The organism is Acinetobacter sp. ANC_7512, assembly GCF_056779935.1.
In genome coordinates this window covers 98637-123826 of sequence record NZ_JBWYIX010000005.1, presented here as the reverse complement: position 1 = coordinate 123826, position 25190 = coordinate 98637, and the positions used below count along the sequence as shown (strand labels likewise).

Below are 25190 nucleotides of genomic sequence, written 5' to 3'. Positions count from 1 at the left end.
ATGATCAGTTATAGACAGTTAGAGGACTATGATGAGCACTGTTCAAATTCCAGAATATAAAACGGATTCATTCTTTGGTTTAGAAGATAAATGGATCGAAACTGCTGAAGGTGAGTTAACCCATTATCATGAAATTGGTGAAGGCACGCCTATTTTATTCCTTCATGGTTCTGGTACTGGTGTATCAGCAGCTGCTAACTGGTGGTTGAATTTACCTGCAATTGGTGAGCAAGCGCGTTGTATCGCAATTGATACCATTGGTTATGGTCAAACTGTCGTTGCACCAGGAACTCAATACGGTATCCGTGCATGGGTTGATCATGCAATTCGTACTCTTGATGCACTTGGTATTGAAAAAACATGGTTAGTAGGTAATTCGCTAGGTGGTTGGTTAGCATTCCAATTGGCACTTGATTATCCAGAGCGTGTACTCGGTATTGTTTCAATGGGTACAGGTGGTGCAAAACAAACTGCAGCCCTAAAAGCGCATGCAAACCCAGTTTTAACAGAAGAAGGTATTCGTAAGACACTTTCAATGTTCGTTGTAAATAAAGACTTAATTACAGATGAGCTGGTAAAAGTACGTTTTGATTCTGCGGCGAATGACTATGCATCTGATCGTTTAATGGATGTTGTGGGTGCGCGTGACCGTGATCGTTTCGAGTTCCCATTAGACTTTGAAAAAATGAAAGACATTACAGTTCCTGTATTGTTGATTCATGGTACTCAAGATGTGGTAATTCCTGTGTCGCGTACTTGGGACATTTTGAATATCGTTCCAAATGCTGATGCACATATTTTTAGTCAGTGTGGCCACTGGTCGCAAGTTGAAAAAGCAGAAGAATTTAATACAGTGATTAAAAATTATCTAGCAGTTCATGGTGTTAAATAATTTAAAATCCTAAAAAACTAAAAAAGAGGATGATTTGATCATCCTCTTTTTTAAAACTGAAAATATAGAACATGTGTTTAATACGTTTAAATCTGCATATTGATAATCAATATTGAGCATTGATCTGTTTTAATGCATTAGACTTAAGTGGTAGATCAAGTCTAGTTGGTTAATGAGTTGTTTAAAAATTAGTCTAATCTAAAGCCTGAATTCATAGAATTTATGATGATATTTGTAAAACTTTATTAGACTAAAGTCTAAGACTGATGGTTGAAATAAAACTAAAAATCACCGCTATGTCTAACGGTGATCATTAATTTGAAAAAAAATTAATTAATTACGATTAATATCAAGGTAAAAAACAGAGCTCAGTAAGTCCATAAATTTTTTGACGCCTTCTGAGTTAGTAGTTTTTCTATAGCTTGCAAATAAATCGATTGAAGGTAATTCCACGTCTAGCGGGCGAATCACGGTGTTGTTCATCGTCAGTGGTGCGATATATCCAGGTAGAAAAGTACAGCCCAGGTTCATGCCAATAGAATTAATGTTAAAGAGGATATTGTCTGCAGTTTGAACAATATTTAAATTGATTTGATGATATTTAGCAAAATCTAGAATGATCTTATTTAGGGTTTGAGATTGCTGTTCAGAAGGAATAATGAAATCGATTCCATCGAGCTCTTTAACTGGAATGCGATCGTATTTAGCGAGTGGATGATCTTTGGGGAGTAAGAAAATCAAAGGTTCTCGTAAAACAAATTGACTTTCGATTTCATCACTAAATAGATTTTGACGAGTAAAAGCGATATCAATTTCGCCTTTTTTTAACATTTTTGACTGATCGGAGTTGTTTAAGCTTAACAATTCAATCTTTAAATCCCGGTTTTGAACACGAAGATTAGGGAGAACGTAAGGAAAAATTTTCATTTCAACTACAGGAACAAAGCCGATACGTAACAATTGCTGTTTAGATTTGGCAATCTGACGAGTCATTGCGACTGCTTTGTCTGCTTGGGCTATCGTGAGGCGAGCTTGTTCAAGGAAGACTTGACCCTCCTCAGTGAGTTCTACCTTACGTTTTGTACGATAAAGCAAAGGGACGCCAATTTCATCTTCAAGATCTTTAATCTGCTGGCTCAATGATGGCTGAGCAGTATAAAGGCGCAAGGCTGCTTTGGTGAAGTTGAGTTCTTCTGCCACAGCAATGAAATATCGTAGGTGTCGTAGTTCCATAAAAAATCATCCAAAGATTGATTCATATAATGTCTAAATATGATCAAGTGCGAGTATAGTTCACAAATGGATATTCGGTGAAGTGGGGCTGAGCATATTGAAATATCAACGTTATTATTAAAATATGGTAAAATTCACGTATTCAGCGATTGATTAATTTATCGATAAAACATCTTGATTCAAACAAAAAAAATATTTCCCCAAAACTCGTTCAAAACTCATTATCTCTGCAAAGTTGAGTCTATTAGTTTGTGTCTAATTTAGTCACAGGAGAGCTTTTCATGAGTGGGAAAATTGATGTGCGCGAAATCGATGCTTTAGTCGATGCACAAAATGGACGTATCACGCCATCTATTTATACAGATCCAGATATCTATGAATTAGAACTTGAACGTGTGTTCGGTCGTACATGGTTATTCCTTTGCCATGAAAGCCAAATTCCAAAGGCTGGTGATTTCTTCAATACCTATATGGGTGAAGATCCGATCATCGTGGTACGTCAAAAAGACGGTTCAATCAAAGCATTGTTAAACCAATGTCGTCACCGTTCAATGCGCGTGAGCTTTGCTGACTGCGGTAACACTCGTGCATTTACATGTCCATACCACGGTTGGTCTTATGGCGTAGACGGCTCTCTTAAAGATATTCCTCTTGAAGATCGTGCATTCCCTCAAGGCGCATGTAAAGAGAAGTGGAGTTTGATCGAAGTAAACCGTGTGAAGTCTTATAAAGGCTTAATCTTCGGTTGTTGGGATGAAACAACTCCAGACCTTGAAGAATACATGGGTGATATCGCTTGGTACTTAGATGGCGTATTAGATCGTCGTCCAGGTGGTACTGAGATTATCGGTGGTGTTCATAAGTGGGAAATCGAATGTAACTGGAAATTTGCGGCTGAACAGTTTGCATCTGACCAATATCATGCATTGTTCTCTCACGCATCTGCGATTCAAGTATTAGGTGCTAAACCTGATGACGAATCTACTAAGAAATTAGGTGCTGCGCAAACTGCACGTCCTGTATGGGAAACTGCGAAAGACGCAATCCAATATGGTTCACGTGGTCACGGTTCAGGCTTCTTCTTTACAGAGAAACCAGATGCAAACGTATGGGTTGATGGTGAAGTAGCAAACTATTTCCGCGAAACTTACGAAGAAGTTAAAGAGCGTCTTGGTGAAATCCGTGCTTTACGTCTTGCGGGTCATAACACTATGTTCCCAACATTGTCTTGGTTAAACGGTACAGCAACACTTCGCGTATGGCATCCACGTGGTCCAAACAAAACTGAAGTATGGGCGTTCTGTATTGCGGATGCTGAAGCGTCACAAGAAGTGAAAGAAGCGTTTGAACGTTCTGCGACACGTGCATTTGGTCCAGCTGGTTTCTTAGAGCAAGATGACTCTGAAAACTGGATCGAAATTCAAAAAGTCTTACGTGGTTACAAAGCACGTCAAAACAAACTCATTATGGAAATGGGTCTTGGCAACGAGAAAATTCGTGAAGATGGTATCCCTGGTATCACCAACTATATTTTCTCAGAAACTGCGGCACGCGGCATGTACCGTCGTTGGGCAGACTTGCTAATCCATGAAAAATGGGAAGATGTTGAGAAAGCAGCTGACGAATATGAGAAGGAGCTTATGAAATGAGTCAAGTGAGTTTAGAACTTCACCATCAAATTAGCCAATTCCTCTATCGTGAAGCGAAATTGCTTGACGATTGGAAATTCCGCGACTGGTTAGATACGTTAGCTGAAGATATTTCTTACACGCTACGTACAACACCAAATGCTCAAACACGTGACCGTCGTCGTTCAATTGAACCACCTACAACTTGGGTGTTCAATGATACGAAAGATCTTTTAGAGCGTCGTGTTGCTCGTCTTGAAACAGGTATGGCTTGGGCTGAAGAGCCTCCATCACGTACAACTCATATGGTGAGTAACGTGATCGTAGAAGCTACTGAAGTGGAAGGCGAATACGATGTATACGTTACATATCTTTTGTACCGTACACAAAAAGAGAAAGATGTCACGATTTACTGTGGTAAACGTCATGACAAGATCCGTAAAGTTGAAGGTGGCCTAGGCTTCCAAATTTTCAACCGTAAGATCACGCTTGATCAAGTTACCTATAACTCTCACAACCTGAGTGTGTTCTTCTAATGAATAAGATTTTTGTTTGCCAAGTTGACGAATTAGACGAAGGCGAAGCGTTGAAAGTAGATTGCGGCGTTAACGGTATCGATGCGCTTGCAGTGTTTAACAATGGTGGTGAGTTCTTCGCAATGAATGACCGTTGTTCTCATGGTAATGCTTCAATGTCAGAAGGTTATCTTGAAGACGATGGCACTGTCGAATGCCCATTGCATTCAGCTCGCTTCTGTTTAAAAACCGGTCAAGCATTATGTTTACCAGCGACAGATCCAATTCAAACTTTCCCAGTGATTGTTGAAGATGGTGCGTTATACGTTGAAATGGCAGGAGAGTAATCATGGGTTGGCTTAAAGGCGAAGTTGCACTGATCACAGGTGGTGGTTCTGGTTTAGGTTGGGCTTTAGTTGAACGCTTCCTTGAAGAAGGTGCACACGTTGGTGTGTTACAACGTTCACAATCTAAAGTCGATGCTTTAAAAGAACGCTTTGGTGATCAAATTGTTGCAATCGCTGGTGATGTTGCCAACTATGAAGACAATGTCCGTGCTGTAAAAGCAACTGTTGAGCGTTTTGGTAAGCTTGATTGCTTTATTGGTAATGCAGGAATCTGGGATCACTACGCAGATATCGTCAATACTTCAGGTGAGCAACTTGATAAAGCGTTTGACGAAATCATGGGAATTAATACGAAAGCATTAATTCTAGGTGCTAAAGCTGCACTTGATGAGTTAGTAAAATCTGAAGGTTCGATAATCTTCACGCTATCTAACTCAGCATTATATTCTGCGGGTGGTGGTCCAGTTTACACAGCATCTAAGCATGCTGGCGTAGGCATCATGAAGGAATTGGCGTACGAGCTTGCACCCAAAGTTCGTGTGAATGCTGTTGCGCCGTCAGGTATGAATGTAAACATTAAAGGTGCTGCATCATTAGGCCAAGAAAATCTAGGTCTTTTAGATGCGCGTGATCCTGAGAAAATCGCGCGTGGTATGCCGTTGAACTTCTTACCTGAGCCTGAAGAAATGACAGGTTCTTATGTGCTCTTGGCATCTCGTCAAAATAACCGACCTTTAACTGGTGTTCTGATCAATGCAGAATGTGGTTTGGGTATTCGTGGTCTACGTCAACCACGTGCTGGTTTCTTTGACGAATAAAATCTAGTCTAAAAAATGGACTTATCGGCAGCCTGTTCTAAGGCTGCCTTCCTTTTAAGGAGTCTCTCATGGCCGTTAAACTTATTTGTGCTTCGCACAGTCCTTTAATGGAATTTGCTTCACCTCAAGATCAGTCAAAAGAGCAAAAAGTACGTGCTGCTTTTGAACAATTATCTGCTGAAGTAAAAGCTTACGATCCAACACTGATCATTACTTTTGGTCCAGACCATTTTAACGGTTTTTTCTACGACCTTATGCCAAGTTTCTGTGTCGGTATCCGTGCTACGGCTGCTGGTGACTGGGATTACGGTAAAATTGACAATAAAATCGATGTTCCTGAAGACAAGGCTTTGGCACTTGTGCGTCAAGTTCTAGATGAAGGTGTTGATGTTGCATACTCATATCGTATGCAGGCTGACCATGGTGTGACTCAACCATTACACTTCCTTTGTGATGGAAAACTTGATCGTTATAAAACGATTCCAATATTTATTAATGGCGCTGCCGCACCAATGCCAACCACAAAGCGTACCATTGCTTTAGGCCGTGCGGTTGGACAATATATTAAGTCACTTAATCTTGAAAATGAGCGTGTACTTGTATTGGGTACAGGTGGTTTGTCTCATGATCCACCAACACCTCAAATGGGGTCAGTGCCACCAGAAGTTGAAGAGTTTTTAATTGCTGGCCGTAATCCAACTGAAGAAGCACGTAATGCGCGTCAAGCGAAAATTATTGCAGTTGGTCAGAAACTTGCTGCTGGAGATACATCAGTTGCAGTACCGCTGAGCCCTGAGTGGGATATCGCATTGCTTGAGAAATTTAAACAAGCAGATTTTGCTGCAATGGAAGCGATGACTGAGGCAGAAATTCGTGTCGAAGGTGGTCGTGGTGGTCAAGAAGTGCGTTGCTGGATGGCAGCATTTGCTGCACTGAGCGAAGTTGGTGAGTATGAAATGATAACTCACTGCTATGAAGATATTAGTGAGTGGATTGCGGGCTTCGGTATCGTATCTGCGGAATTAAAAGGTTAATCCCATGAGCAATGTAAACAACATCGTCATCGTTGGTGCAGGTCAAGCAGGCGCAAGTGCGATCCTTGAGCTTCGTGCAAACAAATATGAAGGTAAAATCACATTAATTGGTGATGAAACGCATCTTCCTTATGAGCGTCCACCACTTTCTAAAGACGTGATTTTAAAACCTGAAGAAACCAAGATTGAAATTTTATCTGAAGAAAAATTAGCAGATCTTGGTGTGACAGCAATTCGTGGTAATGGTGTCGTGAAAATCAACGCTGAAGCCAAAACTGTCGAACTTCAAAATGGTGATGTTGTTGCTTATGACAAATTGCTGATTGCAACTGGCGGTGCAGCACGTCGTCTTCCAAACTTCGATGCACTTGGCAAACATGTTTACACGCTGCGTAATCTTGAAGATTCACAAGCCCTTGTACCAGTGTTACAAAAAGGTCAACGTATCATCCTGATTGGTGGTGGTGTAATCGGTCTTGAGCTTGCATCATCTGCACGTTTCAAAGAATGTGAAGTCACTGTCATTGAAATGGGTCCAATGGTGATGGGCCGTTCATCGCCACGCATCTTGAGTGAATTCTTGCTTGAACAGCAAAAATTGGCAGGTGTGGATGTCCGTCTTTCAACCTCAATTGCAGAGTGCAAGCTTGATGGCGAAGAAATCGTAGTGACTTTGGCTGATGGCCAAGAACTTCGTGCGGATGCTGTGGTTTATGGTATCGGTATTGTGCCAAATGCGCAGTTGGCAGTTGACGCTGGTCTTGACGTTGATCTCGCGATCAAAGTAAACGAAAATTGCCAAACCTCGAATGCTGATATTTATGCGGCAGGTGATGTGGCAACTCAACTTCGTGACTGTGGTAACCACCGTCGTGTTGAGACTTGGGAAAATGCTAATCTTCAAGCAGGTATCTTTGCACGCCATGTAATGGGTGTAGAACATCCTACTCCTAATCCAGCATGGTTCTGGACAGATCAGTTGGACATTAACTACCAATTCGTAGGTGATATGGCAGCGGCTGAATGGTTCGTTCGTGGTGAAATCAATCCTGAGCTACGTGCAGAATCTTCATTTGTATTGTTCGGTGTAACTGACGGTATTATTGTTGGTGGTATTACGGTAAATGCGGCTAAAGAAATGCGTCATCTTAAAAAATTGATTAGCAAACAAGCTGCATTTGAAGCAGATAAATATTTAGATCTTAGCCAAGACCTTCGTAAACTTGTGAAGTAAACTTGGTGAGATTGTGCAACAGACCTAGGGTAACTTAGGTCTGTTTTTTATGTGCCTAAGAAAATATTGATTTAATTTTGAGCAAATTATGAATTCTAGTTCCTCAAATATAATGGTCGTTGCGAGTATATATGCCTTATTGGTATTGATATGGGCTGCAACACCACTTGCCATTGTATGGAGTGTTGCAGAAATTCATCCAATGTGGGTGCTCATCATTCGATACTTTGGTGCATCTATAATTGCTTTGGCGTTGCTCAAAATGATGCGTGATCCACTCCCGTTTGATCATGTATCGCTGAAAAGTTATGTGGCTGGTAGCCTAAATTTAATAGGTGCGCAGTTATTTATCTACTTAGCAGCAAATTATTTAACGTCAGGCTTAATGGCACTGATCTTCGGATTTTCGCCATTAATTGCAGGTCTCATTGGACATCTCATCCTAAAAACACATAAGTTGTCTATTTTACAATGGAGTGGAATGGTCATTGCCGTATTGGGTCTCACATTTGTTTTTGCAGAATCTGCAGATGAGCGAGTCAATCCTTGGGGTGTGGTTCTGATGCTGATCAGTATGGTGTCGTATATCAGTTCGATTTTTTGGGTCAAACAAATTAATGCACCTTTAAGCCCCATGAGTCAGGCGACAGGTTCATTAATCTTTTCAGCTTTAGGATCACTCTTAATCATTCCATTCATTTGGCAACAAATCCCAACTGTGCTACCAAGTACGCAAGCGATGGTGGGTTTTTTGTTTACAATGATCATGTCATCAATTGTTGCGATGCTGTGCTATTTTTGGTTAATCCGCCGCTTAGCAGCGTCGACAGTGTCTTTGAGTAATGTCATGACGCCAGTCATCGCCCTAGTTTTGGGGGCATCCTTAAATAATGAAATTATTCATAATGACGCCTTGTGGGGGATTGTCGTTGTGATGATGGGGTTGCTGATGTATTTTAATCGAGAGCTCTTGAAACTATTCTTAAAAAAATGAGTGAAAAAAGTGGTTTTAATCACACACGTACAACTACATGAATATATAAGATTCATAATGTTACAAAACTATGCTTTAGCCCAAGCTCGAATTTAGGAATACTGAAAAAGTCAGTTCAAATCAGCAAAAAAAATTGAACATTTTTTGCATAATTTGGACTGTTTTACTTTAGCTCAAGTTCAAACTTATCTAAAATAGAAGTGGTACAGTTTGAAATCTATACAAGTTATCAATTTGTCACATTAATATTTTAGAATCTGCTGGTGAAAACGATAGAAATCTATTTATTTTATTTCAAAATTCGTTATCATCGCGCCCTCTAGTTATAACTCTACACAATAGGCTAACTAGAACTCTATAAAGCACCGAGTCAAAGGACCGCAAGTCACCCGACTTATTTCTATTAACCCATATCAGAGATGGTAATTCGATATGAGCGTTTCTTCTGTAAATCCTGCACCTAATTCTACTAACGAATACTATTTGACTCGCCAAAGTCAGATGGAATCTAATGTTCGTAGCTATCCACGTAAATTGCCGTTAGCGATAGCAAAAGCACAAGGTTGCTGGGTTACTGATGTTGAAGGTACAGAGTACCTCGATTGTTTAGCTGGGGCAGGAACATTGGCTTTGGGCCATAATCATCCTGCGGTCATTCAAAGTATTCAAGACACTTTAGCGAGTGGTCTTCCATTACATACTTTGGATTTAACGACACCTTTAAAAGATGCTTTTACTGAAGCTTTACTTGCTGAATTACCGGGTGGTAAAGAAGAGTACTGCCTACAGTTCTGTGGTCCATCTGGTGCAGATGGTACAGAAGCAGCAATTAAACTTGCAAAAACATATACTGGTCGTGGCACTGTGATCAGCTTCTCTGGTGGCTACCATGGTATGACTCACGGCTCATTAGCAATGACAGGTAATTTGTCTGCTAAAAACGCTGTTAATGGTTTAATGCCAGGCGTTCAATTCATGCCGTATCCACATGAATACCGTTGCCCACTAGGTTTAGGCGGTGAAGCGGGTGTTGACGCGCTTACTTATTTCTTTGAAAACTTCATCGAAGATGTTGAAAGCGGTGTGACTAAGCCTGCTGCAGTTATCCTTGAAGCGATTCAAGGCGAGGGCGGTGTGGTTACAGCACCTGTGAAATGGTTGAAAAAAATTCGTGAAGTGACTGAAAAGCACAACATCGTTTTAATTCTTGATGAAGTACAAGCTGGTTTCGCGCGTTCAGGAAAAATGTTTGCCTTTGAACATGCGGGTATCGAACCTGATGTTGTAGTGATGTCGAAAGCAGTAGGTGGAAGCTTACCACTTGCAGTACTTGGTATTAAGCGTAAGTTTGATGCTTGGCAGCCTGCAGGTCACACAGGTACTTTCCGTGGTAACCAATTGGCTATGGGTACTGGTCTTGCTACGATCAAAACGATTAAAGAACAAAATCTTGCGCAAAACGCACAAGAGCGCGGTGATTTCCTTCAAGCTGAATTGAAGAAATTAGCTGTAGAATTCCCATGTATCGGTAATGTACGTGGCCGCGGTTTAATGATCGGTATCGAAATCGTTGATGAGCGTAAACCTGCTGACCATATGGGTTCACTTCCTGCAGATGGTCAATTGGCTGCTGCAATCCAAGCAGCGTGTTTCAACAACAAATTGTTGTTAGAAAAGGGTGGGCGTAACGGTACAGTGATTCGTCTACTTTGCCCATTAATTATTAACCAAGCTGAATGTGAAGAAGTAATTGTGCGCTTTAAGAAAGCAATTTCTGAAGCATTAGTTGCGGTACGAGGCGCTTAATTCATGGTAGATTTTGCAGAACACCGTAAAGCTTTGCTCTGTAATGATGCTGCATCCATTGCTGACTATACGTCAGCAATGGATCAGGCAACTCAAGCAGTAGCAGCTTGGTTACAAAATGACAAAATGTACACAGGCGGTAGCATTAAAGAGCTACGCAGTGCAATTGCATTTAATCCTTCTAAAGAAGGATTGGGTGTGGAAAAGTCATTAGAGCGTATGGTTGAGCTATTCCTTAATAAGAGCTTAAAAGTACATCATCCTCATTCTTTAGCGCATTTGCATTGTCCTACTATGGTGACTAGCCAAATCGCAGAAGTACTCATTAACGCAACTAACCAATCGATGGACTCATGGGATCAAAGCCCTGCAGGTTCATTGATGGAAGTTCAGTTGATCGATTGGCTTCGTCAAAAAGTTGGTTATGGTGCAGGTCAAGCAGGTGTGTTCACCTCTGGCGGTACGCAGTCAAACTTGATGGGTGTATTGCTTGCACGTGATGCATGTATCGCGAAAAACTGGAAAGACGAAAACGGCAATCCGTGGTCTGTTCAGCGTGATGGCGTACCTGCGGAAGCGATGCGAAACGTTAAAGTCATTTGTTCTGAAAATGCTCACTTCTCTGTGCAAAAGAACATGGCGATGATGGGAATGGGCTTCCAATCTGTAGTGACTGTGCCTGTCGACGAAAATGCGCGTATGGACATGGATGCACTAGAGAAAACCATGGCACACCTTCAAAATGAAGGCAAAATTGTGGCATGTGTGGTTGCAACTGCAGGTACTACCGATGCGGGTGCAATTGATCCTTTAAAGAAAGTCCGTGAAATCACCAACAAGTACGGCGCGTGGATGCATATCGATGCAGCATGGGGCGGTGCTTTAATCCTATCTAATAATCACCGTGATTTGTTAGATGGTATCGAGCTTTCTGATTCAATCACACTTGATTTCCATAAGCATTACTTCCAAACGATTTCTTGTGGTGCATTCTTACTTAAAGATGAAGCGAACTATCGCTTTATGCATTATGAAGCGGAATACTTAAACTCTGCTTATGATGAAGAGCATGGTGTACCAAACTTAGTGTCTAAATCGCTACAAACAACACGTCGTTTTGATGCGTTGAAATTGTGGATGACGATTGAAGCACTCGGTGAAGAGCTTTACGGCTCTATGATTGACCATGGTGTTACTTTAACGCGTGATGTTGCAGATTATATTAAAGCAACAGATGGTTTAGAGTTATTGGTTGAGCCACAATTTGCATCAGTCTTATTCCGTGTAATTCCTGAAGGTTACCCAACAGAATTACTCGATACACTGAACCAAAACGTTGCGGATGAATTGTTTGCACGTGGTGAAGCGAATATTGGTGTGACTAAAGTCGGTCAGGTTCAATCATTGAAAATGACAACTTTAAGTCCAGTAGCAACTTTAGACAATGTGAAGAACTTGCTTGCGCTTGTACTGGCTGAGTCTGATCGCATCAAAGCTTCAATTGCTGATGGTACATATACGCCACCAATCGATTAATAGATTGTTTTTTGAAAAAAGCGCTCAATTGAGCGCTTTTTTGATATTCAAAATTCATAACTTTGACATATTTTTAGATCATGATTGAAGAAATCTTTATGCGGAATTAGGGGGGATAATTATTAAAGAATAAGTAGGTAATAAAAATATCAGTATTTAACGGTAATTATTATAAATCGTTGAAATATAATTAAAAAATAAAAAAGCAGGTTGGTGTAATAAAAATAATAAAATCGTAATAAAGCTGTAACCTTATTGTCATATTATCAAATCAAAATGCATGTATCGAAATAAGTACAATACTTCAATAAAAAGTAGCGTACTCCAAATTTGCATAAATTGAGAGATAACATGATGCGCTTTACAAATATTGCAATTGCATTAGCACTTTCTGGGGCAGCTGTAGCAACAACCGCAAATGCAGCACGTGACACAATTCAAATTGCGGGTTCTTCTACAGTATTGCCATATGCAAGTATTGTGGCTGAAGAATTCGGTAATAACTTCCCTCAATTTAAAACACCAGTAGTTGGTTCAGGCGGTTCGTCGGGTGGTTTAAAACAATTTTGTAATGGTGTTGGCGACAATACGATCGATATTGCTAACTCATCTCGTGCAATTAAATCGAGCGAATTGGCTGAATGTAAGAAAAATGGCGTTAACCAAGTATTAGAAATTAAAATCGGTTACGACGGTATCGTATTTGCTTCAAATGCTAACAAAGCAGCTTATAAATTACGTCCACAACATGTATTTGCAGCTTTGGCAGCTGAATTGCCTTCAAACGGTAAAATGGTAAAAAACCCATATACACGTTGGAATCAAATTGATAAATCATTACCAAATGAGCCAATCACGCTTGTAATCCCAGCTTCGAATCATGGTACACGTGAAGTCTTCCAGGAGAAAATGGTGGACGCTGGTTGTGAATCGTATGCTGCTATTAAAGCTTTAGATAAAGATGCCAAAAAGAAAGCTTGCACAACGTTCCGTAAAGATGGTCGTGTTGTGGAAATTGCGGGTGACTATACAGAAACACTTGCACGCTTAAAAACTTCTCCAAGTGCTGTTGGTGTGTTTGGTTTAGGTTTCTATGATCAAAACCGTGACCGTTTACGCGTTGCAACTGTGAACAATGTGGCACCGTCTGAAAACACGATTTTAAATGGTTCTTACCCTGTATCACGCCCATTATTCTTCTATGTAAAAGGTGAACACTTGAAATCAATCAAAGGTTTACCACAGTTTACTGAATATTTCTTAAACAAGCGTGTTTCAGGTAAAGGTTCTAAGTTAGAAAAAGCGGGCTTAATTTCACTCTCTGACAAAGAGCGCGCATCAATTTTGGCAAACTTTAAAGCAGGTAAAGCTGTTAAGTAATCAAACGACAAACTAATGGCAGGAATTATCCTGCCATTGGTTTTTTCATTGAAAAAAGTTTTTTCAAACCATGAAAATTGAAAAGACAGTGGAGAATACATGAATCTGCTACTTATAGGTGTGTTACTGGCGATCATCGCCATTGCCTATCAAATCGGATTACGCAAAAGCCGTAACTTAGCAGGTCAGGGAAATAACTCTGCCGCTTTGCATTCACGTCCTGGTTACTATGGGGCATTAGTTGCGTTGTGGTGTGGTATCCCTGCATTTTTAATTTTGATTGTTTGGAACTTGGTTGAGCCAACGATCTTGGAGCAGGTGGTGCTTAATCATTTGCCACAGGATATTAAAGCAAGTCTAGATCCAGCAAGCCTAAACGTAGTTGTTGACCGTGTTCAAGCGATTGCATCCGGATTTGGTGTCAGTGATACAGCAACGTCCTATGAAGTTGCAGCTGCAGAGCAACTGAGTAAATTTTCAACTATTGCCTCTTTTACAAAATTAGCAGTTGTCATTTGCGCTGCATTGGCAGGTTTAGTATGGGCAAAAAAAAGAATTAGCCAAGATTTTAGAGCGCGTAATCAGGTCGAGAAAGTCATCAATGTTGGCTTAGCTTTATGTTCTGGTGTCGCAATTCTTACAACACTTGGAATTGTAATGTCGATGTTTGGAGAGGCGATGCGTTTCTTCAGTTTCGTCAATCCTTTTGATTTCTTCTTTGGTACAGAGTGGAACCCAGGTTTCAGTACTTCGGGAAGTGCAGAGGGTAGCTATGGTTTACTTCCATTGTTGTGGGGTACGCTCATGGTCAGTGGGATCGCACTATTAGTTGCTGTACCAGTGGGTTTAATGATCGCGATTTATTTGGCTGAATATGCTTCTCCACGCTTCCGCTCTTGGGCAAAACCGACCATTGAAGTGTTAGCGGGTATACCAACGATCGTTTATGGTGTATTTGCACTCATGATTATTGGCCCATTTATTAAAACTGTAGGGGCAATGGTTGGAATTGATATCAACGCAACGAGTGCGCTCACTGCAGGTTTTGTCATGGGAATCATGATCATTCCTTTTGTGTCTTCTTTATCTGATGACATTATTACTCAAGTGCCTCGAGCATTACGTGATGGATCTTTAGGATTAGGGGCGACCAAATCTGAAACGATTCGTAAAGTGGTCATTCCAGCAGCGTTGCCTGGCATTATTGGTGCATTTTTATTGGCTGCTTCCCGTGCAATTGGCGAAACTATGATCGTAGTTCTAGCAGCTGGTAACAGTCCTCTTTTACACGCAAATCCATTAGAAGCTGTTTCGACCGTAACGATTACGATTGTTAATCAATTAACAGGTGATACTGACTTTGCAAGTCCGCAAGCATTAGTCGCTTTCGCACTAGGACTTACATTGTTTGTGATTACTTTAGGTTTGAACATTGTTGCACTTTACATCGTGCGTAAATACCGTGAGCAATACGACTAATGAGTACTTCTAATCCTAATACTCTCGAGACAGTTGATTCAGCAACAGCTGAGCAGCTTAGAGAAAAGCGTAAGAAGACTATTCAGAATTCTTTAGCTAAACGTCATCGTAAAGAAAAGACGTTCCGTTTCTTCGGTTTTTCAGCAGTGATTGCTGGCTTATTCTTCGTAGTATTGCTATTCGGTAGTATTTTAGCGAAAGGCTTGCCTGCTTTTTGGCAAAGTAGCATGAATTTGCCAATCTATTTCGATCCAAAAATTATTGAAGTTGGTCCAAAACCTGTACTGGCTGAAGGTGAGAATCCAGCTCAGTATGAAGAACGCTTTATTGAGTGGCAGACTGAAGTTGGCATGGTGGATTGGGATGCATTGATCATCAATGCAATGATCAAACAAGAACCTCAACTTGAAGCACAACGTGATGATTTAAGCTATATCTATACGAGCTCTGAAGCATATCGTATCCGTGATATGGTGATGAATGATCCAAGCTTGGTTGGTAAAACAGTCGATGTAAAAGTCCTTGCTGATGCAAATATTGATGTGTGGCTTGCAGGTAATATTGATCGTTCTTTGCCAGATGAACAGCAACAACTTAGTCCTGAGATTCGTCAAATTGCTGATGAACTCAAGGCTAAAGGTGTCATCGAAAATTCATTTAACACGAATATTTTCACGAGTCCTGACTCTCGTAGTTCACCAGCGACATCTGGTTTAGCTGGTGCATTCATGGGCTCATTGTTCATGATGTTGATTGTAATCTTTATTTCGATTCCAATCGGCGTTGCATCTGCGATCTATCTTGAAGAGTTCGCACCAAAGAACTGGATTACAGATATTGTAGAAGTCAACATCAATAATTTGGCTGCTGTTCCATCGATTGTATTTGGTTTGCTTGGTGCTGCAATTTTTATTGGTTGGATGCATTTACCATTATCTGCCCCTTTGGTGGGTGGTCTTGTGTTAAGTTTAATGACATTGCCAACGGTGATTATTACGACACGGGCTTCTTTAAAAGCCGTTCCACCTTCGATTCGCCAAGCTGCATTAGGATTGGGTGCATCAAGACTGCAAACTGTTTTTCATCACGTTCTACCTTTGGCATTACCAGGTATTTTAACAGGTGCAATTATTGGTGTGGCTCAAGCATTGGGTGAGACTGCGCCGTTGTTGTTGATTGGTATGAGTGCTTTTGTAGCCAGTGTTCCAGCAAGTCCATTTGATCAATCTACAGCGCTGCCTGTACAGATTTTCTTGTGGCAGGGTAATGAACTTCGTAACTTCTTTGAAGGTCGTACTGCTGCAGCCATTATTGTTCTCCTTGCGATGATGATTAGCTTAAATAGTTTAGCGATCTGGTTACGTAAGAAATTTGAAGTCCGTTGGTAGTCGGAGCAAAATATGAATACAGTAACTTCGCAAGTAACTCAAAATTCCTTAAAAAAGGATCAATCAGTGAATTCAGATCAAACACAATTTACATCTCAAGATGCAAATCAAAAAACGTCAACTTCGTTTGTTTCACAATTTGACACGCAAAGCGAAAATAAAAAAGAAGCAAAATCGGATGTTGTAAAACTGAGTACAACTGATGTTCATGTTTATTATGGTGAATCTGAAGCGATTAAAGGCATTGATCTTAATATTTATCAAAATGAAGTGATTGCTTTTATTGGTCCATCTGGATGTGGTAAGTCAACATTCCTACGTACTTTAAATCGTATGAACGACACGATAGATAGTTGTCGGGTAACGGGTAAAGTCATGTTGGATAATCAAGACATTTATGATCCTAATCTCGACGTAGTACTACTTCGTGCGCAAGTGGGTATGGTGTTCCAAAAGCCAAACCCATTCCCAAAATCAATTTTTGAAAACGTTGCATACGGACCTAAACTCCATGGTTTAGCACGTGACAAATATGATTTAGAAGAGATCGTTGAAAATAGTTTACGTAAAGCGGGCTTGTGGGATGAAGTTAAGGATCGTTTGAATCAGCCTGGAACTGGTTTATCAGGCGGTCAACAGCAACGTTTATGTATTGCTCGAACTATTGCAGTTTCGCCAGAAGTGATTTTAATGGACGAACCTTGTTCAGCACTTGACCCAATTGCTACGGCTAAAGTTGAAGAGTTAATCGCTGAGCTTTCAACACAATATACTATTGCAATCGTTACGCACTCAATGCAACAAGCTGCACGTGTATCAGACCGTACTGCCTATTTCCATTTAGGTGATTTGATTGAAGTGAATTCGACAGAAAAAGTATTTACTCAACCTGATCATCAATTGACTGAGGCGTATATTACGGGTCGATTTGGTTAATTAAAAATTTAGAAACATAAATAAAAAGAGTCTTCGGGCTCTTTTTTTATTACAAAAATCTGTGGATGTCACAAGGTTATTCTCTAAAATGGAATGCTTAATAAACTGATATCCACATGACAATGAAAAAAATACTTTGTTTAACAGCATTAATGACCAGTATTTTTATGTTGAGTGCTTGCTCACATACACCAAATCAAAATCAACAAGTAACCATGCAAATGAATACTTCGAATTTGATCGAACGACGTCTCATGAGTCATCTTAGTGCCTTAGAAGATATTGCAGCAGCTCATGGCGGTAATCGCGCAGTTGGAACGGATGGTGGTAAGGCAACTGCAAACTATATTATTGAAGAGGCAAAAAAAGCTGGTTTGCACGCTCAGATGTTGCCGTTTGAAAATCGCAATAAGATTGTAGGTCAGAATATTATTATCGAAATCAAAGGTAAAAATCCTGATTTAGCTACGATAATCGGTGCACATTATGATTCTGTGACCACAGGGCCTGGGATCAATGATAATGGTACAGGTGTAGCCGTTCTATTAGAGCTATTACAACATTATTCAAAATCTGAAAATCATCCTCAAAATACAATTTACCTTGCATTTTGGGATTCTGAAGAAGATGGTATCGGAGGTTCGCAAGATTTTGTTGCTAAAATGACACCTGAACAGCTGAAGGGAATAAAGGCTTATATCAATGTTGATATGGTCGGTACAAAAAATCCGAATATTTTGGTTGCTGATGTAGATAAATCTTCATTAAAAGATTTAGAAGCCCAGTTTAAGTCTGCTGGATTATCTGAATCTGACTATAAACCAATGATTGATGGCTTAAAGTCTTTACCTAGTCATCCAGAGGATACTGCGCTTGAAGAACATTTAAAATCATTCTTTAAAGCAAAGAACTTAACAATAAAAGAAGACATCACCACTTTAACAGCAAGCGACACAGCACCATTTCTAGGAAAAGTGCCGGTCACATCGATCATTTTATTTAATGAACAAGAACGTCCAGGTGCAAACGAGGGCGAAATAATTTTAGATTTTGCACCATGTTATCACCAAGCTTGTGATAGCAAGGATTTAGTTGATCCAAAATCTATGATTATGGCTCTAGAGGCGATTCAACATCTGTTAAAAGTCACCAACACTCAATAGTTGAGATGACTAAAGAATTATTTAGGTGTATCTCATTTGAATTGCATCATAGGGTGCAATTCAATTTTTTTTACTGAATAAAAAAGATTTATTCGTAAACTCGATCGAAAATATGTCTTAAAGCAGTTTTGCTATCTAGCTGAATTTTGCAATACACAGTAGAATATGCGCTCTCTTCAAGTCACATTGTGGCATGGTTCAAAAGACCATCCCGTGGAGCCAAAATCAGCATGTTTATCGTGGCCGGTGCACCAGCACACTCTTCTTTTAAGCAAACGCAACTATTAACTCGTTTACAGTCAATTAGTTCGGTTCAATCAATAGAAAGTCAATGGGTTTATTTATTCGACCAAGCGCTCAACGAGCAACAACAGCAATCCGCTTTACAGCTTCTAAATGATGGTGCGTCATTTGAATTACGCCAAGCAGCCACAGATGAGATTCAAATCTTAGTCACTCCACGCGTAGGCACAATTTCGCCGTGGTCTTCAAAAGCGACCGATATTTTCGCGAACTGCAACACACCGGTTCATCGTCTTGAACGCGGTGTTTTGTTTACTTTGAAGGGTGTAAAAGACGTTTCAAATGAAATTAAGCAAATTCTGCATGACCGAATGACAGAAAGTGTTTTCAATCAAATTGACGATGCTGCTGCTTTATTCACTGAAACTGAGCCAAAACCGCTGAACTCGATTGATATTCTAGGTCAAGGTAAAGAAGCGCTCGTTAAAGCAAACTCTGAATTTGGTTTTGCTTTATCGGATGAAGAAATTGATTACTTAACTGATGCATTTATCAAGTTAGGTCGCAATCCGCATGACATTGAACTCATGATGTTTGCACAAGCGAACTCTGAGCATTGTCGTCATAAAATCTTTGGTTCAGAATGGACAATTGATGGTGAAGTCCAACCATTGTCATTGTTCCAAATGATTAAAAATACCTATAAAGAATCACCTACAGATGTATTGTCAGCATATAAAGACAATGCTTCAGTGATTGTTGGTTTTGATACGCAACGTTTTTATCCGAAAAAAGATGAAAACGGTCATTATGTTTATAAATATAAGAGCCAAGCTGCCCACATCTTAATGAAAGTGGAAACCCACAATCATCCTACAGCGATTGCACCATTTGCAGGTGCGGCAACAGGTTCGGGCGGTGAAATCCGTGATGAAGGTGCAACAGGTCGTGGTGGTAAGCCAAAAGCAGGCTTAACAGGTTTCACTACATCTAACTTGAATATTCCAGGCTTCGAACAGCCATGGGAAGAAAACTACGGTAAACCATCTCGTATGGCATCTCCACTTCAAATTATGATTGAAGGTCCATTGGGTGGTGCTGCATTTAACAACGAATTTGGTCGTCCTGCGTTAAATGGTTACTTCCGTACATTTGAGCAAAATGTAAATGGAGATGTAAAAGGTTTCCATAAGCCAATTATGATTGCTGGTGGTTACGGTAACATCCGTCCTGACCATGTTGAAAAAGATGCGATCCAACCGGGCGATTTATTGATCGTGCTTGGTGGTCCTGCAATGCTCATCGGTCTTGGTGGTGGCGCTGCTTCTTCTGTAGATAGCGGTACAATGGGCGAAAGCTTAGACTTTGCTTCTGTACAACGTGAAAACCCAGAAATGGAACGCCGTTGCCAAGAAGTCATTGATACTTGCTGGCGTATGGAAGACCACAACCCAATCGTGTCTGTACATGACGTAGGTGCTGGTGGTATTTCAAATGCGATGCCTGAACTGGTAAATGACCACGAATTAGGTGCAAAACTTGATCTTCGTAAAGTACCATCATTGGAGCCAGGTATGGCGCCAATGGAAATTTGGTCAAATGAAGCACAAGAGCGTTATGTATTGGCGATCCGTCCATCTTCATTAGAATTATTTGAATCAATCTGTGCGCGTGAACGTTGTCCGTTTGCCGTATTAGGTGAAGCGACTGAAGCGCGTCATTTAACGGTTGAAGATCCATTGTTTGGTAACAACCCAGTTGATGTACCAATGCAAGTGATCTTAGGTGGTACGCCACGTATGAGCCGTGCGTATGACTGTATCGAACGTCACGGTGATGACTTTGATGCGGCTAAAGTGACTGATCTTAAAGATGCGATTTACCGTGTGATTAAGAACCCAACAGTTGCGTCTAAATCATTCTTAATTACCATTGGTGACCGTTCAATTACAGGTATGGTTGCACGTGACCAAATGGTTGGTCCATGGCAAGTGCCTGTAGCGGATGCTGCGGTAACAACAACAAGTTTAGTGGGCTACACAGGTGAAGCAATGGCAATGGGTGAACGTCCACCTGTAGCATTGTTAAATCCTGCGGCATCTGCGCGTTTAGCAGTGGCTGAGTCAATCACGAACATCATGTCTGCAAAAATCGAGAAAATCAGCGACATTAAATTGTCTGCGAACTGGATGGCTGCAGCAGGTCAAGTAGGCGAAGATCAAGCATTATTCGAAGGTGTAAAAGCCATCGGTATGGAAATGTGTCCTGCGCTTGGTATCGCAATTCCTGTAGGTAAAGATTCTTTATCGATGCGTACCACTTGGAATGAAGATGGTGAAGACAAGTCTGTAACTTCTCCAATGTCAGGTGTGATCACTGCATTTGCACCAGTGACTGATGTGCGTAAGACATTAACACCAGAATTGAAAAACTTAGATTCAGTACTTGTGCGTATTGATTTGTCTAAAGGTCAATTCCGTCTTGGTGGTTCGATCTTGGCTCAAGTGTACAAAGCAATTGGTTCTGTGACACCAGATGTAGATAGCTTCGATGACTTCAAAGCATTCTTTGCATTGGTACAAGATTGGAACAACCGTGGCTTAATTAAGGCGTATCATGACATCGGTGATGGTGGTTTAATCGCAACTGTTGCAGAGATGATGTTCGCTTCACGCTTAGGTGTGGCTTTAGAAGATCAGTCTGTAGCAAGCTTATTTGCTGAAGAAATTGGTGCGGTATTACAAATTGCTAAAGCTGATTGGGATGCACTACAAGCTGAAGTCGCAGCATCAAGCTTAAAAGATGCGATCAGTGTCGTTGGTACAGTGAATACTACTGATACGCTAACGATCAATGGTTTAACGCTAGATCGTGTTGAACTGCAACAAGCGTGGACTGAAGTGTCACATCAGATTCAACGTTTACGTGACAACGTGGAAACTGCAGATCAAGAATATAGTCTAATTGCGAATAAAGATCATAAAGGTCTTATTGCAAAAGCGACATTCGATTTGAATGAAGAAATTGAAGCACCGTATATCAATACACGTCGTCCAAATATGGCAATCTTGCGTGAGCAGGGTGTAAATGGTCATGTGGAGATGGCAGCTGCATTCGACAAAGTTGGTTTCAATACGATTGATGTCCATATGAGTGACCTACTCGCTGGTCGTGTAAGCCTTGATGAATTTGAAGGTTTAGTGGCATGTGGTGGTTTCTCTTACGGTGACGTTTTAGGCGCTGGTGGTGGTTGGGCGAAGTCAGTATTGTTCAATCCTAAACTTCGTGATCAATTTGAGAAATTCTTTAACCGTCAAGAAACATTCTCACTCGGTATCTGTAACGGTTGCCAAATGTTGTCTCAATTGGCTCCACTCATTCCAGGTGCTGAAAACTGGCCACGTTTCCATCGTAACGTATCAGAAATGTTTGAAGCGCGAGCTGTAAACGTTCGTGTTGAAAAATCTAAATCTGTACTGTTAGAAGGTATGGAAGGTTCGATTTTACCAATTGCTGTGGCGCATGGTGAAGGTCGCGTTGTTGCAGCGGACAGCTCTATTGCTGCATTGAATGCGGGTAATCAAGTGACTTTACGTTATGTCGATAGCCAAGGTAATCCAACTCAACATTACCCATTGAACCCGAACGGCTCACCTGAAGCAATTACAGGTGTGACTTCAACTGATGGTCGTGCAACGATTATGATGCCTCATCCAGAGCGTAACTTCCGTGCGATTCAGCACTCTTGGAAACCTGAAGATTGGGATCAAGATGGTGCATGGTTACGTATGTTCCGTAATGCTCGTAAGTTTATTGGTTGATTAAATCAATAGATTGAAAAAGCCACCATAAGGTGGCTTTTTCATAAGTAAATTATTGTTTTGAAGATATAGAATTGAGTTGAAAACAAATAAAGAGTTCTCAAATGTCTGGTTTAATTGAAAAAGTATTACACTTGCGTGAATTGCTAATAGCTAGGGCTACAGATAGTTATGAAAAAGGTGCCTCAGAGGCATTTAAAGAGCTTAGAAAAGAATTGCTGATAAAAAAAAACCTTTATGGATATATTCCATTTATTGTTAAAGATACAAATACCTTAGATGAGTTTGAAGCGAGAATTAAATGGGATTTTAAATCTTATGTGGAACGTGAGAATTATATTTATTCAGAATTTAAAGAGTTATTGAGTGTTTTAGAAAGACGAAATACTTCTCCCTTAGATCAAGTAGTGGAGTTGAGAATTAACGAATTAAGTTCTGATTATATTCATCAAATATGGCAGAAAGCATTAGAGCGGAGAGTAACTGATCCTGATGGTGCTATTACATTAGCAAGGACACTTTTAGAGTCGACTTGTAAATATATTCTTGATGAACATCAAGTTGACTATGGAAATGCACCTGATATTAATCAACTGTATAGATTAGTCAGTAAAGAATTAAATTTAGCGCCTTCTCAACACACAGAACAAACTTTTAAACAGATTCTTGGAGGATGTAGTTCAGTGATTGAAGGCTTAGGATCATTGAGAAACAAAGTAGGGGATGCACATGGTCAGGGCAAAAAGAATTTTAAGCCTGCATCGCGTCATGCTGAATTGGCAGTCAATTTAGCTGGATCAATGTCGGTTTTTTTATTTTCAACGTGGAGCTTAAAAGAAAAATAATGAATAAACTTATTAATAAAAAGCATTGTTAAATAGTATCTTAAATTTACCTTATGGAAAAATAAATGTAGATTCGCTAACATGAGCTTATTCGGCCACCATTTTGGTGGTTTTTTGTTTTTATAGATTTGGTTTCAAAATCTTTCTCCCACTGGACTTGGTTTGGTTTTTGCTTTTATATAGAGGTTAGGACAAGTGTATTTATTGGACATATAGCTAACCATAATAAGTAAGAATTTAATGCGGTTCGTTTTTAACTCAGGTATGAGGTGACGATATGACCAGAACAATGATGATACTGAACAAACACGAGTTGAGGCAAAAAGGCTGGAAGCTATTTGCTTTTGTGGCCAGTCTTCAAATCCTATTTTTAATTGCAGGTTATTTCTTAACTGCGTAAAAAAAGCCACCTTAAGGTGGCTTTCTTTAAATTCGAATTTAAAGCTCAGTTCATGAATCTTTAAGTTGATGCTGATCGAATAAATGATTACAAGCTACGACATTGTCCTTCTTTGTCCCCCTTAACGCGGTTTTGTCCGCCTTTTGGAGTTTGGCTATTTGACTCACATTTTAAATTACCATCGACCTGATTTGCAGTAACCTGAATGCTTGAACGATTTTCTTTAAGTTCAATATTGCCATCTACACGGTTATTGTGCAGTTGGATCGTTTTACCTTTTTCAAGTTGAATATTGCCGTCAATGCTATTGTTTTTAGCCGTCACTTGACCAAAATTTCCTTTAGATTCGAGGTTACCGTCAATCGTGCTATTTAAAATAGTTGCTTGCGCATTTGAATAGAGCATTACATTGCCTTTGACCGTAACTTGATCAAGCGTACATGGTTGTTTCACTTTTATATTGTCATCAATGGTTTTATTCTTAATTACACCGTTACAATTAAAGTCAGCGAGCGCTGGAACAGACAAACCTAAAAGTAGGGATGATAAAATTAACTTATTCATTTTAAACTCCTTTCATTATAATATGTTCATAATTGAACCATGTCATGATATGAAAGAAATGTGACAATCCTTTGAATACTCAGCTAATTTTTTTGCTTTAATGATAATTTGTATAAATAAAACTTAATAATGACTATTTTGTTTAATAACGGAATATATCCAAACAGTCACTCACAAGTAGTGAGGCAGATTTTTATCAAAAGCCCTCTATAAGTTAATTCTACTATTTCAATAAACAATTAAATAAAGCATTTTGTAGAGTAAAATTTTTTTTAAATTGTAGAATTTATATGAATAATATATTTGGAGCTAAAAAATACCTAATTAAACTGAGTAACTATTATTTAACTTTAAAACTCAATCGAGTCATCAGATTGTTCGTGGTTTTAATGTTTTATAAATTTTAGATTTTAGAATAGTCACTATGAAAAAAATATTGATCTTAACAGGCTTGGCACTTATGTGCAGTCATGCTTATCCAACAAATATTACAGTTGATAAACTGATGAATTTAAATTCTTTAAACTGTCAAGCGTCAGCGCAAATCTTTCAAATTTCAAATGATTTTAATGAACAAAAAAGCGTGGAATTTAGGTAAATCAGACAAACCACGAATTAAAATTAGCCCATAATATTTATAAGGGTGTTTATGCTTATAAAAATTATAAAACCAAACATATGGTTCAAGATGATTTTGCTGTCAATTTTGAAAAGTATGGTGTGCGAGTTATCAAAATTGCATTTCAAGCTATTAAAACTTCAGAGAGTGAATCTGGCGCTTATTATTTTATTTTTGAAAGTCACCCATCGACCGTACTGTATCAACTTAAAAAATACTTTGGTGAAAAGTGGGAGAGTGAGCCGAGTTTGGATGAAACACCTCAAGGAAATACCAAGTTAAGCTGCGTTTATATCGGATAAAAAGATTCAAATA

21 protein-coding genes are annotated in these 25190 nt (G+C 39.7%); 19 read left to right on the top strand and 2 right to left on the bottom strand.

Annotated elements, in window-relative coordinates:
* Nucleotides 1–31: 31 nt before the first annotated feature.
* Nucleotides 32–892, top strand: coding sequence for an alpha/beta fold hydrolase (locus tag AC1M9H_RS06795; protein WP_035267132.1), 861 nt, complete (start codon nt 32–34; stop codon nt 890–892).
* A 333-nt stretch (nt 893–1225) separates the two neighbouring features.
* Here the strand turns inward: AC1M9H_RS06795 and hcaR are convergent, their stop codons facing one another.
* Complete coding sequence (gene hcaR / locus AC1M9H_RS06790) at nt 1226–2125, bottom strand: DNA-binding transcriptional regulator HcaR (RefSeq protein WP_481613039.1); 900 nt, start codon at nt 2123–2125, stop codon at nt 1226–1228.
* A 281-nt stretch (nt 2126–2406) separates the two neighbouring features.
* Here hcaR and hcaE point away from each other — a divergent pair, with 281 nt between their 5' ends.
* The 17 genes from hcaE to AC1M9H_RS06705 all read left to right on the top strand — a co-directional run bounded on the left by hcaE (nt 2407) and on the right by AC1M9H_RS06705 (nt 23692).
* On the top strand, nt 2407–3774 hold the full coding sequence (gene hcaE / locus AC1M9H_RS06785; protein WP_092767097.1) for a 3-phenylpropionate/cinnamic acid dioxygenase subunit alpha: 1368 nt from the start codon (nt 2407–2409) through the stop codon (nt 3772–3774).
* Nucleotides 3771–4289 carry a 3-phenylpropionate/cinnamic acid dioxygenase subunit beta gene (gene hcaF / locus AC1M9H_RS06780; RefSeq protein ID WP_035267127.1) on the top strand — a complete coding sequence of 173 codons (519 nt, stop codon included), beginning with the start codon at nt 3771–3773 and terminating at the stop codon, nt 4287–4289. The genes hcaE and hcaF overlap by 4 nt, the downstream gene beginning before the upstream one ends.
* The gene (hcaC, locus tag AC1M9H_RS06775) at nt 4289–4615 is read left to right on the top strand and encodes a 3-phenylpropionate/cinnamic acid dioxygenase ferredoxin subunit (RefSeq protein WP_005181999.1); all 327 of its coding nucleotides are present in this window, start codon (nt 4289–4291) and stop codon (nt 4613–4615) included. Before hcaF ends, hcaC begins: the two co-directional genes overlap by 1 nt.
* Before the next feature lie 2 nt (nt 4616–4617).
* A complete protein-coding gene (gene hcaB, locus AC1M9H_RS06770) occupies nt 4618–5433 on the top strand; it encodes a 3-phenylpropionate-dihydrodiol/cinnamic acid-dihydrodiol dehydrogenase (protein ID WP_035267124.1) in 816 nt (271 codons plus the stop codon).
* 68 nt (nt 5434–5501) lie between these two features.
* Entirely contained in the window at nt 5502–6467 is a 966-nt protein-coding gene (locus AC1M9H_RS06765) for a 3-carboxyethylcatechol 2,3-dioxygenase (protein ID WP_481609897.1), read from the top strand.
* A gap of 4 nt (nt 6468–6471) precedes the next feature.
* Nucleotides 6472–7701, top strand: coding sequence for a 3-phenylpropionate/cinnamic acid dioxygenase ferredoxin--NAD(+) reductase subunit (gene hcaD, locus AC1M9H_RS06760; RefSeq protein ID WP_481613038.1), 1230 nt, complete (start codon nt 6472–6474; stop codon nt 7699–7701).
* An 88-nt stretch (nt 7702–7789) separates the two neighbouring features.
* The gene (locus AC1M9H_RS06755) at nt 7790–8695 is read left to right on the top strand and encodes a DMT family transporter (protein WP_481608824.1); all 906 of its coding nucleotides are present in this window, start codon (nt 7790–7792) and stop codon (nt 8693–8695) included.
* Between the two features lie 432 nt (nt 8696–9127).
* Nucleotides 9128–10501: a diaminobutyrate--2-oxoglutarate transaminase gene (locus AC1M9H_RS06750; protein ID WP_481591392.1), complete on the top strand. Its 1374-nt coding sequence runs from the start codon at nt 9128–9130 to the stop codon at nt 10499–10501.
* Nucleotides 10502–10504: 3 nt separating this feature from the next.
* Nucleotides 10505–12037, top strand: coding sequence for a pyridoxal phosphate-dependent decarboxylase family protein (locus AC1M9H_RS06745; protein WP_092767092.1), 1533 nt, complete (start codon nt 10505–10507; stop codon nt 12035–12037).
* A gap of 354 nt (nt 12038–12391) precedes the next feature.
* Nucleotides 12392–13417, top strand: a complete 1026-nt coding sequence (locus AC1M9H_RS06740; protein ID WP_179997953.1) for a substrate-binding domain-containing protein — start codon at nt 12392–12394, stop codon at nt 13415–13417.
* A gap of 99 nt (nt 13418–13516) precedes the next feature.
* A complete protein-coding gene (gene pstC, locus AC1M9H_RS06735; RefSeq protein WP_481613037.1) occupies nt 13517–14896 on the top strand; it encodes a phosphate ABC transporter permease subunit PstC in 1380 nt (459 codons plus the stop codon).
* Entirely contained in the window at nt 14896–16284 is a 1389-nt protein-coding gene (pstA, locus tag AC1M9H_RS06730; RefSeq protein ID WP_481613036.1) for a phosphate ABC transporter permease PstA, read from the top strand. Before pstC ends, pstA begins: the two co-directional genes overlap by 1 nt.
* A 12-nt stretch (nt 16285–16296) precedes the next feature.
* On the top strand, nt 16297–17220 hold the full coding sequence (pstB, locus tag AC1M9H_RS06725; RefSeq protein ID WP_035267112.1) for a phosphate ABC transporter ATP-binding protein PstB: 924 nt from the start codon (nt 16297–16299) through the stop codon (nt 17218–17220).
* Between the two features lie 116 nt (nt 17221–17336).
* Nucleotides 17337–18383 (top strand): M20/M25/M40 family metallo-hydrolase, encoded by a 1047-nt coding sequence (locus AC1M9H_RS06720; RefSeq protein ID WP_481613035.1) that lies wholly within the window; start codon nt 17337–17339, stop codon nt 18381–18383.
* Nucleotides 18384–18613: 230 nt separating this feature from the next.
* The gene (gene purL, locus AC1M9H_RS06715; protein ID WP_481613034.1) at nt 18614–22447 is read left to right on the top strand and encodes a phosphoribosylformylglycinamidine synthase; all 3834 of its coding nucleotides are present in this window, start codon (nt 18614–18616) and stop codon (nt 22445–22447) included.
* Between the two features lie 104 nt (nt 22448–22551).
* Nucleotides 22552–23292: an abortive infection family protein gene (locus AC1M9H_RS06710; RefSeq protein ID WP_481613033.1), complete on the top strand. Its 741-nt coding sequence runs from the start codon at nt 22552–22554 to the stop codon at nt 23290–23292.
* A gap of 277 nt (nt 23293–23569) precedes the next feature.
* Nucleotides 23570–23692, top strand: coding sequence for a KGW motif small protein (locus tag AC1M9H_RS06705; RefSeq protein WP_481593465.1), 123 nt, complete (start codon nt 23570–23572; stop codon nt 23690–23692).
* A gap of 87 nt (nt 23693–23779) precedes the next feature.
* On the opposite strand, the gene AC1M9H_RS06700 is transcribed toward AC1M9H_RS06705, so the two are convergent.
* On the bottom strand, nt 23780–24256 hold the full coding sequence (locus AC1M9H_RS06700; RefSeq protein WP_481613032.1) for a hypothetical protein: 477 nt from the start codon (nt 24254–24256) through the stop codon (nt 23780–23782).
* A gap of 678 nt (nt 24257–24934) precedes the next feature.
* On the opposite strand from AC1M9H_RS06700, the gene AC1M9H_RS06695 reads away from it, so the two are divergent.
* A complete protein-coding gene (locus AC1M9H_RS06695) occupies nt 24935–25177 on the top strand; it encodes a hypothetical protein (RefSeq protein ID WP_481613031.1) in 243 nt (80 codons plus the stop codon).
* Nucleotides 25178–25190: the final 13 nt, after the last annotated feature.